A 13,516-nucleotide genomic window follows, 5' to 3' on the forward strand; every position below is an offset into this window, starting at 1 on the left:
TCGCCGTTGCACCAGCGCGCAGCCGGAACAACAAATGCGGCATAGCCGGAGCACTTTGGTTACTTGGGTGCGTCCAAGTAACATGCCCGGCCGGCATAGAGGCCGGAAAGCCCTGCGTGCAAAAGCATAAAGCATCTCGCGCCGTAGCCAACAGTAGTGTGTTTCCCTAAAAATGTATATATTGGGGACCTATTTTGAGATGCTGAAACAATATTAAATAACAATCATGACAGACAACACCTTGCGTGCGGACGGGGGCGCTTCCCGTCGTTCATTTCTAAAGACGGCCGGCACAATGGCCGCTATCCTGCCGCTCGCGCATCCGTTCAGTTTCGCGGGCGAGCTTTTTCCCGCCAAAAAAAAGATACTTAAGATCGGGTTAATCGGCTGCGGGGGGCGTGGAACAGGGGCTGCCGCGCAGGCATTACGTGCCGACCCAGATGTGGAGCTGGTGGCCATGGGCGATATTTTCGAGGACCAGATCGCCACGGCATACGACGCATTGATGAAAGTCGAGCCGTCTAAAATCAAGATAAAAAACAAGCATAAATACATTGGGTTCGATGCCTATCAAAAAGTGATCGACGCGGGTGTAGATGTGGTCTTGTTAGCCACGCCACCGGTGTTTCGGCCGTTGCACCTTGAGGCAGCGGTAAATGCCGATAAGCATGTTTTTTGCGAAAAACCTGTCGCCATCGACCCCCCCGGTGTCCGCCGAGTGCTGGAAGCCGTGCGCAAATCGAAAGATAAAAACCTAGCGCTGATGTCCGGTTTCTGCTTCCGCTACGCAAACCCCAACCGAGCGGTCTTCGGGCGTGTAGGCGATGGGGCCATCGGTGATGTGCTGTCGCTATCGTCGTTCCGGTATGGTGGCGATCTCAGTTTGAAGCCCCGTCAAGCGGGTTGGTCGGACCTCGAATTCCAGCTGCGCAATTGGTTTTATTACAATTGGATGTCGGGCGATCTTGTTATCGAGCAAGCTGTACATAGTTTGGATATGATGTCGTGGGTGATGGGTGATATTTCGCCAGAGAAAGCCATCGGTAGCGGCGGGCGGCAAGTACGGGTAGATAAGGAGAAAGGAAATGTGTTCGATCATTTTTCTGTGGAGTTGACCTACCCCGGTGACGTGAAGGGTTACCATTTTGCGCGGCAGCAAACCGGCGTTGCCAACCGGAATAGTGTCGATGTCGTCGGAACAAATGGGAAGATGGCGGTCAATATTGGTAGCCAATACGAAATTCTCGGTACGAACGCATGGAAATACAATGGCCCCAACAATAACATGTACCAAACGGAACACGATGAGCTGTTTGCTTCCATCCGTTCGGGTACGCCCATCAATGATGGCGACTGGATGACCAACAGTACCATGGTTGGTATACTGTCTACATTGGCGGCATACAGCGGCACGGAAGTGACGTGGGAGCGGGCGCTGAACTCGAACGTCAGGTTCGGGCCTAGTCCCGAAGAATTCCACATGGATATGGGGGCACAGGCCATTCCCGTAGCCAAGCCGGGCAGCGGCCTGACGATCTAATCGTGGAAAAGCCCTGCTGTAGTGGGGCTTTTTTTATGTAAAAAAATCAACGTACTTCCGAGAAAGCTGTTACCTTTGGGTAAACCATTTTATAAAATCATGGAAATTAAAACTTCAACGAAATTCGTAGCCGAGATGATTGGCACCTTTGGATTGGTGCTTTTTGGTTGCGGGGCAGCTGCGGTTGCAGGAGCGGACACCCTAGCCGGCCTTTCGGGCTTGGGCCTATTGGGCATCGCATTGGCGTTTGGTCTGTCGGTAGTGGTGTTTGCATACGCGATCGGCGGCATCACGGGTTGCCACATCAATCCGGCCATTACCATCGCGATGTTGGTCAACGGCAAGATTTCCGTAGGCGATGCCATTGCCTACATCGTTGCCCAATTCATCGGTGCATTACTGGGCGCATTTGTGCTGCAGCAGGTGCTAAGTGGCCAGCTGGACGGTTTCACACCGGGCGAGTGGGCCTACGGTGCCAACGGCTGGGGTGCAGGCTACCAGAATGAATACGGCACCACGTCGGCGTTCCTGGCAGAAGCCATACTGACCTTCCTCTTCCTTTTCGTCATCCTCGGTACCACCTCCAAATGGGGTAACGGCACGATGGCGGGATTAGCTATCGGTTTTACGCTGGTGCTCATCCATCTAGTCGCCATCCCGATTACCGGTACATCTGTCAACCCTGCACGGAGCTTTGGCCCTGCTATTTTAGCCGGTGGTGCTGCGTTAAGTCAGCTGTGGCTGTTTATCGTCGCCCCCATCGTTGGGGCTGTGGTGGCAGCCATCGTATGGCGGCTGCTGGAAACGAAAAATTAATATTTATCAGGTATCCCGGTTTATCGGGATACCTGTTCTTACTTTCAAATCCCGTATTTAACCCCCAAACTAAACCATCTTCCCGGCAGCGGTACGGCGGCCGCTTCGATATAGGTGGCGTCAAATAGGTTTTGCACGTCTACGTAGAGATCAATAGGGCTGAGGCGATAGCCGAGCCGTGCGTCGCCCAGAAAGTAGCTCTTATAGCTAATGCGTTCGTTGAGCCGCGCTGCGACGGTAGCGGAAAACCGGCCCGACGAGAAATGGATGTTGGCGGTTGCCTGATGGCGCAGGCTTTCAATGACGTACTTAGAGAGGAAGCCTGCATTGTGGCTGTCGTCGAATTGGGGCGCTAACCATGTATAGCCGAGTCCCACCATCCACGTGGCCTCGGTCTGCCCACGGAATAGCCGGTAATTTCCGGAAAAGGTGAGCCCCTGCGTGCGGTTCCGCTGAAAGTTGTGGGGTTGCCAGGGCTCATCCAACGATAGCCGTACCCAATCGATGAAATTGTCCATGTTTCGGTAGAAGTAACCCACATGGGCGACCGTGCGGTTGTCGGCATACTTGATGCCACCCTCCGCATGCCAAGCGCTTTCCGATTGCAGCAGCGGATTGCCGATGTTGCCCGGTCGTTGGTCGAGATAAAGGTCGGTAAACGAGGGGATACGCTGGCCAGTGCCCGTGTGGGCCACCAGTTTCCATCGCTCGCTGAGCTGGTACCCCAGGTCGATTCCGGGAAATACTTGCCAGCCATAGTCCGAATTGTAATTCACATAGGCACCGGCGCTGAGCAGTAGCCGGTTTATTTTCTCAGTTTTGAATTCAGCATACAGTCCGTAATTATCACGGTTATGGTCGCCGATATTGCTGCTTCGGATGATTTCGTTGCGCATCTCTAGTCCAACGCCAATATCACCCACTGCCGTTTGCAGCGTGCTGTTGATTTCGGTGTTGATGGCGTGACCATGGTGCTGGCTCCGTGCGCGGCCCAGGTCGTGGCGGAAATAGCGATAATCATCGTATGCATAACGGTAGCTGACCCGTGGCGATATCGTCAGCTTGTCGGTCACGTGGCTCTGGTACCCCACAGCTGCCAGTACGGTTTGTACCACCTCGCGCGATTCTTTATCGCCCGGCGCGGCATAGAATCCGTTGGCACCGAAGCCATTGGATACATAGCCGCCCATCAGTGACAAGGCGTCCATGCCGTTTGTGGGTATTTCGCCCTGATAAAACACCTTGTTGTTACGGAAGGCGGTGTTATACCGGTAACCATTCCCTGATTCGTGGTTACCATAAAGCGAATGGCGGCCGGCATTGCCGACTACGGTGGCTCCGAGCTGTATGCCCCTTCCGTAGAAAAGCGCGTCGTTGTTTGCGGTATCGCGCTTAAACCCCGACCCGGTGTAAGCATGGGCCGACAACCCTGAATCGTCAGGTGTTTTCGTCACGATGTTGATGGCGCCCGTTAGGCTGTTGATGCCATAAATACGCGCGGCGGGCCCACGGATGATTTCAATACGTTCAATGGCGTCTGTCGGGATGGGCAGGTTGAGGCTGTTATGCGCCGTCTGTGCGTCCAATACCTTCACGCCGTTGACCAAGATGAGCGTCTGCTCAAAGCTGCCCCCATCGATACTTACATCGGCCTGCGTGCCAAAAGGCCCCCGTTGGCGAAGGTCTACGCCACTGATGTAGCCAAGGAGTTCGTTGATCGACCGGGCGGGCATAGCATCGATCTGTTTCCTGTCGATGATCTGGATGTTGCGGTTTTGTTTCGCGAAGGGCAATTGCATCCGGTTTTCCGTAATGATGACTTCCCCGAGTGGTATGGCGCTGGTATCCTCTTGGGCAATGGCCGAACCGGAACATACTACTGCTAAAATGGTGTAGGCTTCTTTAAAATATCGTGTCATTCGATTGATTTTTTGCAAAAGTCGTAACTTGCCGGCACATCAAAAGGTGCCAGTTTTTATTTTATGGCTAGTCCGGTTTCAGTACCTTATCAAAGTTTCATCCAGGTAGCCCGCGGTGCGAGCCATCCGGTTTACCTGCAGGTGGCCCACCAGCTGATCAATGCCATCCAGCGCGGCTATCTGCTGGACGGCCACAAGCTGCCGGGTAGCCGCCAGCTCGCCAAGTTGCTCGGGCTGCACCGAAATACCGTGGTAGCCACCTATACGGAGTTGGAGGCACAGGGATGGATAACCATCTATCCTAGCCGGGGGGCATTCGTGAGAAACGCGAAGCGGGATAGACCCCAAAGGCTTTCTACGGCGGAAAGCCCTGCGCTCATGGGCTACCCTGTGCGGACAGGCTTCTCCTTTAAACGGTGGTCCGTATTAGACGACCCGTTCGATCATGCGCCGGCCCGGTTCATGCTGGATGACGGGCTTCCCGACCCGAGGCTGTCGCACGTGGGCTACCTGTCGCGCTTGCTGCATACCAACATGAAGCGGAAGGGTAACCAGCGAAAGCTGGGTTATCACCCCTCAATGAGCCGCACGTACTATAAGGAACAACTAGTCAATTTCCTCAATCTCACACGGGGGCTGCATATTTCCGACAACAACATCTTGGTCACCCGGAGCCTCGAACTGAGTGTCTACATCGTGGCGGAGACATTGCTGTCGGCCGGCGACACCGTAGTGGTGGGCGAGCTCAGCTATTTCGCCACCAACATGATCTTCCAGAAAGCGGGTGCCACGGTGCTCACGATGCCGGTGGATGACGAAGGAATCGATGTCGAAGCGGTCCGTCGACTCTGCGAGCGTCGGGCCATCCGTATGCTGTACATCACGCCGCACCACCATTACCCCACCACCGCTGCGCTGAGCGCCCAGCGACGGGTGGAGTTGCTGGAACTGTCAGCCGCCTACGGGTTTATCATTTTGGAAGATGACTACGACTACGACTACCACTACGATGGGAGCCCCCTGCTGCCGATGGCAAGTGCCGATACAGCTGGTATGGTAGTGTATGTCGGTACCTTTGGCAAGTCGATGGCTCCTGGATTTCGCTCGGGCTTTATCGTAGCGCCCGGGGAGCTGATTGCGGAGATGGACAAACTGCTGGGCATCATGGATCGGTATGGCGACACGCTTACCGAAGCCGCACTCGGCGAGATGATTGCCGACGGTGAAATCCATCGTTATCTCAAGAAGACCGTGCGGGAGTACAGGGTGCGCCGCAATCATATGGTCGGCCTGCTAGCTAGTCATTTGGGCGACCGGGTTGATGCGGCGGTGCCCTCGGGCGGTCTGGCCGTGTGGACCAAATGGCCGGCCGATTATAATTTAATGCGTTTACGCGATGCCTGTGCCCGGCGCGACCTCTACCTGCCCCGTTACTTACTCTATCAATCGGAACGTTACTGCGGCATACGCCTCGGGTTTGGAAGCCTGTCGATGGAGGAGGCCACGGAGGTGATTGAAATTATCGGGAGTATTAATCCTTGATAACCAGCTGTTAAAATACACCAAATTAGGTATTGCCCGTCGCATCGATAGTTTATTCCTTTGTTATATCGATTACTTAATAAAACTTAATGGATTATGAAGACATTCAAATTATTGATGCTGGTTCTTGGAATGATTGCGCTTACGCAAACAGCTTGCGAGAAGGGTGATGCAGGGCCTGTTGGACCTGAAGGAGAACAAGGCGTGCAGGGTGAAAAGGGTGATAAAGGCGACAAGGGCGACAAAGGGGATGATGGGAATGCGAATGTAGTGCTTTATGAGCTCGGTTCGCACACCTTCACGGGTACGTTGAACCTCGAACTATCCGTTTCCAGAGCGATTGTAGACAACAGTATGGTCCTGGTATATTACAACCCTTCCAATGAGGCGGAAACGGCATGGTTTGCCTCCCCCGGATTGGGATCATCCGGCAATTACCAAACGCGGAATTTTCTTTATCAGTTTAACGCGTCGCCAAGTGTTTACCGACTCGGGATCCGGGCGCTGCAGCCCGATGGTAGCACACCTTACGGGTTACCGCTCACGTTTAGGAAGATCAAGGTGGTATTCGCCGAAGCGTCATCTGTCCTTTCCGCACAGGCTAGGGGGGAGCTGGATTTGCAAGATTACGGTGCGGTGAAAGCGGCATTTAATATTGCCGATTGATCTCGTCAGGAAGAAGGTCAATGCCACTCCTCCCTGCCGAGCAGTTTATCACCGGCTGCGGGCGGTGGTATCGAATCCGTGGCCGGTGATTCCTGTGGTAAGTGCCGGATGTCTGGCTGCCCGGCATCCACCCAAGCCGAAAACCAGAAACTGCCGATGCTTTTTATGGCGCCGCGCATCCGCCGCTCCACCATACCGTCCAGCGCTTTGTGGTAGGCGGCCGAATAGGCATCCGAGTAGGTGCGGATCAGTAGGTTATTCCGGGACACGTAGCCGTATTTCCGGTCGGCTGGGAATGTGTCGTTCAGCTGTGCCTCGACAGCCAGTACCGAGTCGACGAGGGCATAGCTCCCCTGCACAATGCGCCACGCTTCATCGACCGGCGACTGGATATATTCCGCACGGCCCACGAAAAAGTCGTATCCCTCCGAAAACAGCTCCGGCAACCGGCTCTCCCAAAACGCATGGATACCCACCTGGTTGGTCTGCTGACCATTGTAGTTGCTCGTGGTGTGCAGTGGCACATGGGCATCGGCAAGGTAATGGCCAATGTCTGACGAGTGGCGCAGTATCCGCCGGAAATCCTTTTCGCTGAACGCCCTGACCAGGGCGTAATAACTCCGGTTGATTTGCCAGGGGAGTACGCCGCGTAACAATAGCCTACGCTCGCTGAATTTCTCCACGGCGGCTGTCCAATGGACAGGGATGCTATCGAACGGTTGGGGGCCATATTCATCGGCATCGATGAAATGGCGGGGCGACTCGGCGCTGTCTGCGTAACACCGTTTGTCCGGATCCACGGCATGCTCCGTCATGTAGTCCACATGGTGCTTATAAAACCCGGCCATGTCTGTGGGCAGCGTAAATACCGCCATCCGGTTGATCAGCTTATGCGCGTGGAACCCCCACGAAGAAAAGAATATCACCGTAATGAGCGCTATGGGTAACAGGTAGATGCGGTTCATGCATTAAAGGTAAGCCATATGGCGAAAAATCACAAATCGTTCATCTCTTTTTAACGCTTGCATCATATCAAATCCCGTCCTTCGGTACCGAGGAAGTATACTATCATAGTTATGAAGCACATGTTATATTGGTTATCGGGTTTGAAAATCCGTATTTTTTGCCGTTTTTTGGTGTCGGCGTTCAGGCATTAATAAATGGCAGTCGATAATTGATCACTGAACGTGAGTCTAATGTCTGTTGTCTAGTGTCTAACGTCTAATAGCTCAACATGAAAATTCTCTATGCAGTTCAGGGTACGGGCAACGGCCACTTAAGCCGGGCAATGGATGTGGTGCCCTGTTTGCAGCGGCGGGCGGTTGTCGACGTACTGGTGAGCGGTATCCAGGCCGATCTGGAATTGCCGTTCCCCGTAAAATACCGCATGCATGGCCTCAGCTTCATCTTTGGGAAAAACGGTGGGGTAGACCTATGGAAGACGTTCATGAGTTCCACCGTCCGCAGGCTCATCCACGAAGTGGACACCCTTCCCATCGAAGACTACGACTTGATCATCAACGATTTCGAGCCTATTTCCGCTTGGGCTTGCCATACGCGCGATAAAGAATGCATCGGGCTCAGCCACCAAGCCGCCACCATGGATGCACAGGCACCCAAACCCAAAGAGCAGGATATGCTGGGTAAGTTCATCATGCGCAACTACGCGCCCGCGTCGATCAACTACGGCTTTCATTTCCGGCCCTACAACAACCGGATTTATACGCCGGTAATCCGCCAGCAGGTGCGGCAGCTCGACGTGTCCGACGGTGCGCATTATACGGTGTACCTGCCCGCTTACGATGATGCGCGGCTACTGAAGGAGCTGATGCGTTTCCCCGATATCCGTTGGGAGGTGTTTTCTAAGCACAATAAAACACCGTTCGAGATGCGCAACGTGCTCGTGCAACCCATTGCCAACGAAGCATTCATCCAAAGCATGGCCAGGTCTGCTGGCGTATTGTGCGGTGCCGGATTCGAAACACCCGCCGAAGCACTGTTCATGAAGAAGAAGCTGCTGGTGATCCCCATGAAAAACCAATACGAGCAGCACCTCAATGCCGCAGCGCTCGAAGAGATGGGTGTACCCGCGGTGAAAAGCCTGAAAGCAAAGAACGATATCGCCATCGAAACGTGGCTCAATAGCAAACGTACGGTCACCGTTGATTATCCCGACTGTACCCAAGATATCATCGACAGCTTGCTGGAAACGCATGTACCCAAAATACCCGTGTAGATGGTAAAAGCAGATTTCGGTGCGGACTTTCAATGGGGGGTATCTACCGCGGCGTTCCAGACCGAGGGTGCATGGGATGCCTATGGCAAGGGGCCTTCGATCTGGGATGCGTTTACCCATCGGAAAGGAAAAATCAAAAACAACGACCGCGCCGATGTGGCGTGCGATTTCTACCACCGCTACCGCGAGGATGTGGCGTTCGTGAAACAAATGCATATCCCCAATTTCCGGTTTTCGCTTTCTTGGCCCCGTATCTTTCCCAACGGTATCGGTACACCCAATGATAAAGGGTTGGACTTCTACGACCGCCTGATTGATCATTGCCTAGCGCAGGGCATTACCCCATGGGTGACGTTATACCATTGGGACCTGCCGCAGGCGCTGCAAGATCGGGGCGGGTGGACGAACCGCGACGTGCTGTCGTGGCTGTCAGACTATGCCGCGTGTGTCGCCAAACGGTATGGCGACCGCGTAAAGCATTGGATGGTGCTCAACGAGCCCACCGTGTTTACCGGAGCGGGCTATTTCTTCGGTGTGCATGCGCCAGGTCTGAGGGGATTACGTAACTTTTTCGCTGCCGCCCACCATGCCGCGCTGGCCATGGGTCAAGTAGGCCGGTTGTTGCGGTCGGCTATACCCGATGCGGCCATAGGCAGTACGTTTTCATGTTCCAGCATCCACCCGGCGAGCAGCCGGCGCCGCGACGTGGAAGCCGCCAAGCGCGCCGATGCCCTGATCAACCGATTGTTTATCGAGCCGGTGTTGGGGATGGGCTATCCGGTGGCAGACTTGCCGGCGCTAACGGGTATGGGAAAATACATGCAGGTGGGTGATGATGCCCTACTGCCATTCGATTTCGATTTTATCGGCATCCAGAACTATACACGGGAAGTGGTTCGGCATTCCTTTTTCGTTCCTTACCTAAAGGCGCGGATTTTGACGGCAAAGCGACGAGGTGTCCACCCCATTACCGAGATGGGGTGGGAGGTGTATCCTGAATCCATCTACGAAATGATCGAGAAATTCAGCGCATACCCGAACGTTCCCAAGCTGTATGTCACCGAAAACGGCGCAGCATTCGCTGATACCGTGGTGAATGGTGGGGTGGCCGACCAGCAACGGGTGCAGTACCTCCAGTCCCATCTGGCCCAGGTCCTCCGCGCCAAGCAGGCCGGGCACCATGTGCACGGTTACTTCGTATGGACGCTCACCGATAATTTCGAGTGGTCGGAGGGCTACCACCCCCGGTTCGGTCTGGTGCATACCGACTTCAAAACCCAGCGGCGCATGCTGAAAGATTCGGGCAAATGGTATGGCCAATTCCTGTCATCGCAATGACATTTCATGTCCATAACAAAAATGTGATACCCGTCATTGAAGTTATGGCATGATTTTATACAATATCTTTCCAGTATTCGTTCATTTCTTTGCTATTATTTTTTGGATTAGTTTGTGGAAACGTTTCTCGATTTTTTAAATAACCTGACCAATCCCGATTGGATTGTTGCCCATGGAGGCCTGTATTTATTGTTATTCATTGTGTTTGCCGAAACGGGTATCCTCATCGGATTTTTCTTACCCGGCGATCCCATTCTCTTTATTGCAGGTATTATTATCGCGAACCTTACGCTGGGGCCGGTAGATTCCGTACTTACCTTGTTGTACTGGATTGCCTTGATTTCCGCTGCTGGTATATTGGGCAATTTCGTCGGTTATTGGTGCGGCAAGTATTTCGGGCACCGCTTGCTCAAGATGAAAGACAATTGGCTTTTCAAGAAGGAATACATCTTCCGGGCGCAGGAGTTTTACCATAAACGCGGCGGGGTGGCCATTATTTTGGCACGGTTCCTTCCCGTAGTGCGTACATTTGCTCCCATTGTGGCCGGTATCGTAGAGATGGACATCAAGAAATTTGCCCTCTATAATGTAGTCGGTGGCATCCTTTGGGTGGGCAGCTTGGCTACGCTTGGTTACCTGCTTGGTGAGAACGATTGGGTACAACGCAACTTAGAGTATGTTATCATGGGTATTGTGGTGCTCGCTACGGCGCCGGTGCTGGTCAAGATGATCACCGGAGCCGGGAAGAAAAAGCCCGCGGCGGCAACTGTAGAATCCGAAGCTGTCGAAGAAGAATATTAGGAATAGAAGTTTTTTATTAAACCAAAAAAATCGGCCAGCTGACTTCTTTAGCTGGCCGATTTATATTCACCTTATTGTAAGCCTTAATCGTCTTTCTTTTCCTCGGCCAAGTCCGATGGTTTTGAGGAACCACCGTCGCCCGCCTGGATATTAACGACCACTTCTTCCTTGGTTTTATCGTAATCCACTTCCAGCGTATTGCCTTCGGCCACTTCGCCTTTAAGGATCTCTTCGGCAATGGGGTCTTCCAGGTATTTCTGGATGGCCCGCTTCAGCGGCCGTGCGCCGAAGTTGCTGTCGAAGCCCTTCTCGGCAACGAACTCCTTGGCGGCATCGGTCAGCTTGATGCTGTAGCCCAATGCTTCGATGCGGACGAATAGCGACTTCAACTCAATATCGATGATCTTGAAGATGTGCTCTTTATCCAGCGAGTTGAAGACAATCACGTCGTCCACCCGGTTAAGGAATTCGGGGGCGAAGGCCCGCTTGAGCGCATTCTCGATGACGCTGCGCGAGTGGGTTTCGGCTTGCTCGGCCTTGGCCGAGGTGGTGAAGCCCACGCCCTGGCCGAAATCTTTCAGCTGGCGCGCCCCGATGTTGGAGGTCATGATCAGGATGGTGTTCCTGAAATCTACCCGGCGACCGAGGCTGTCGGTCAGCTGCCCTTCATCCAATACCTGCAGAAGCAGGTTGAACACGTCGGGGTGCGCCTTCTCGATTTCGTCGAGCAGCACCACCGAGTAAGGCTTACGCCGCACTTTCTCCGTCAGTTGGCCGCCCTCTTCATAGCCCACGTATCCCGGAGGCGCGCCGACCAAGCGGGAGATGGCAAATTTCTCCATATACTCGCTCATGTCGATCTGGATCAGCGAGTCCTCGCTGTCGAACATGAAGCGCGCCAATTCTTTGGCCAGCTCGGTTTTACCTACCCCCGTAGGGCCGAGGAAGATGAAAGAGCCGATGGGTTTCTTGGGGTCTTTCAATCCGGCACGTGTACGCTGGATTGCCTTCACCAATTTCTTCACCGCCTCATCCTGTCCGATGATGCGGCCCTTCATGGATTCGGACATGCCGAGCAGCTTCTGGCTGTCGGATTGCCCCACACGTTGTACCGGGATGCCCGTCATCATGGATACCACTTCGGCCACATTGTCTTCCGAAACGGTGTATCGCTTGGTCTTCGTTTCCGCTTCCCACGCCGTCTTCTCTTCTTCCAGCTCTTCCAGCAGCTTTTTCTCCGTATCGCGCAGTTTGGCAGCCTCTTCGTATTTCTGGCTGCGTACCACCTTGTTTTTCTCGATCTTTATCTCTTCGATCTTCTCCTCGATATCGATGATGGTCTGTGGTACATGGATATTAGTCAAGTGCACTCGCGAACCCGCTTCGTCTAGCGCGTCGATGGCCTTATCGGGTAAAAACCGATCGGTAATATAGCGCGTCGTCAACGTTACACAAGCCTCAATGGCCTCCGGTGTGTAATTGACGTTGTGGTGTTCTTCATACTTCTCTTTGATGCGGTTGAGGATCTCTACCGTTTCATCGTGCGATGCCGGCTCGATCATCACCTTTTGGAAACGCCGGTCGAGTGCCCCATCTTTTTCGATGTACTGGCGGTATTCGTCGAGCGTCGTGGCACCGATGCATTGGATTTCTCCGCGCGCCAAAGCCGGCTTGAACATGTTCGATGCATCCAGCGAACCGGAAGCGCCGCCAGCGCCGACGATGGTGTGTATCTCGTCGATGAAGAGGATCACGTCGGGCGATTTCTCCAGCTCATTCATCACCGCTTTCATGCGCTCCTCGAATTGGCCCCGGTACTTGGTACCGGCCACCAGTGAGGCGAGATCCAGTGTCACCACGCGCTTGTTGAACAATACACGCGACACCTTGCGTTGGATGATGCGCAGCGCCAGTCCTTCGGCAATAGCCGACTTACCCACGCCAGGCTCACCAATGAGGATGGGGTTGTTTTTCTTGCGCCTTGATAGGATCTGCGACACGCGCTCGATTTCCTTCTCGCGACCTACGATGGGATCCAGCCGACCTTCTTCGGCAGCCTTGGTAAGGTCGCGGCCGAAATTATCGAGCACCGGTGTTTTCGACTTGATGTCGGAAACCTTCTTGGGCTGGTTGAAATGGTCGTCTTCCTTGAAGTCGTCATCGCCGGCCGTAGAGCCAGCGGCTTGCCCGGTGATGCCGGCCTTGTTCTGCTCCACATCGGCCTTGAACACATCGTAGTTGATGTCGTACTGTTGCAGGATCTGTGAGGCGATGTTGTCTTCATCGCGCAGAATAGACAACAGCAGGTGCTCGGTGCCAATGACGTCGCTTTTGAATATCTTGGCCTCAAGGTAGGTGATTTTCAATACTTTCTCCGCTTGCTTAGTGAGCGGCATATTGCCGATGGGCGCCCGAGACATCGAAGAACCCTTCACCGCATCTTCGATAGACTTGCGCAGTTCCGTGGTGTCGATCCCTGTGTGTTTTAGTATCTTGATGGCGATGCCGTCCCCTTCACGAATGAGACCGAGCAACAGATGCTCCGTGCCGATATAATCGTGCTTCAACCGGATGGCTTCTTCCCTGCTGTATGAAATCACATCCTTTACGCGAGGCGAAAATTTTGCTTCCATGAATGTATTACCTTTCTTTTTTTAT

General features: G+C 53.7%; 10 protein-coding genes. 7 read left to right on the forward strand and 3 right to left on the reverse strand.

Translation table 11 applies throughout. The features are described 5' to 3' along the window. Positions 1-226: 226 nt before the first annotated feature. Both U9S71_RS16700 and U9S71_RS16705 read left to right on the forward strand, forming a co-directional pair. The gene (locus U9S71_RS16700) at positions 227-1,540 is read left to right on the forward strand and encodes a Gfo/Idh/MocA family protein (RefSeq protein ID WP_326328765.1); all 1,314 of its coding nucleotides are present in this window, start codon (positions 227-229) and stop codon (positions 1,538-1,540) included. A 99-nt stretch (positions 1,541-1,639) separates the two neighbouring features. After that, positions 1,640-2,356 (forward strand): MIP family channel protein, encoded by a 717-nt coding sequence (locus U9S71_RS16705; RefSeq protein WP_326328766.1) that lies wholly within the window; start codon positions 1,640-1,642, stop codon positions 2,354-2,356. A gap of 44 nt (positions 2,357-2,400) precedes the next feature. Here the strand turns inward: U9S71_RS16705 and U9S71_RS16710 are convergent, their stop codons facing one another. Continuing rightward, on the reverse strand, positions 2,401-4,275 hold the full coding sequence (locus U9S71_RS16710; RefSeq protein ID WP_326328767.1) for a TonB-dependent receptor plug domain-containing protein: 1,875 nt from the start codon (positions 4,273-4,275) through the stop codon (positions 2,401-2,403). A gap of 63 nt (positions 4,276-4,338) precedes the next feature. Here U9S71_RS16710 and U9S71_RS16715 point away from each other — a divergent pair, with 63 nt between their 5' ends. Further along, positions 4,339-5,817 (forward strand): aminotransferase-like domain-containing protein, encoded by a 1,479-nt coding sequence (locus U9S71_RS16715; RefSeq protein WP_326328768.1) that lies wholly within the window; start codon positions 4,339-4,341, stop codon positions 5,815-5,817. A gap of 96 nt (positions 5,818-5,913) precedes the next feature. After that, positions 5,914-6,483: a hypothetical protein gene (locus tag U9S71_RS16720; protein ID WP_326328769.1), complete on the forward strand. Its 570-nt coding sequence runs from the start codon at positions 5,914-5,916 to the stop codon at positions 6,481-6,483. A 17-nt stretch (positions 6,484-6,500) separates the two neighbouring features. Here the strand turns inward: U9S71_RS16720 and U9S71_RS16725 are convergent, their stop codons facing one another. Then, positions 6,501-7,448: a zinc dependent phospholipase C family protein gene (locus tag U9S71_RS16725; RefSeq protein ID WP_326328770.1), complete on the reverse strand. Its 948-nt coding sequence runs from the start codon at positions 7,446-7,448 to the stop codon at positions 6,501-6,503. Positions 7,449-7,717: 269 nt separating this feature from the next. On the opposite strand from U9S71_RS16725, the gene U9S71_RS16730 reads away from it, so the two are divergent. From U9S71_RS16730 to U9S71_RS16740, 3 genes are all read left to right on the forward strand, one after another. Beyond that, complete coding sequence (locus tag U9S71_RS16730; RefSeq protein ID WP_326328771.1) at positions 7,718-8,719, forward strand: glycosyltransferase family protein; 1,002 nt, start codon at positions 7,718-7,720, stop codon at positions 8,717-8,719. Continuing rightward, on the forward strand, positions 8,720-10,057 hold the full coding sequence (locus U9S71_RS16735) for a GH1 family beta-glucosidase (RefSeq protein ID WP_326328773.1): 1,338 nt from the start codon (positions 8,720-8,722) through the stop codon (positions 10,055-10,057). Positions 10,058-10,171: 114 nt separating this feature from the next. After that, complete coding sequence (locus U9S71_RS16740; RefSeq protein ID WP_326328774.1) at positions 10,172-10,858, forward strand: DedA family protein; 687 nt, start codon at positions 10,172-10,174, stop codon at positions 10,856-10,858. A gap of 83 nt (positions 10,859-10,941) precedes the next feature. Here U9S71_RS16740 and U9S71_RS16745 read toward each other — a convergent pair whose 3' ends face one another. Then, complete coding sequence (locus U9S71_RS16745) at positions 10,942-13,491, reverse strand: ATP-dependent Clp protease ATP-binding subunit (protein WP_326328775.1); 2,550 nt, start codon at positions 13,489-13,491, stop codon at positions 10,942-10,944. Between the last annotated feature and the right edge of the window lie 25 nt (positions 13,492-13,516).

This window comes from Parapedobacter flavus (assembly GCF_035818675.1).
Lineage (GTDB): Bacteria > Bacteroidota > Bacteroidia > Sphingobacteriales > Sphingobacteriaceae > Parapedobacter > Parapedobacter flavus.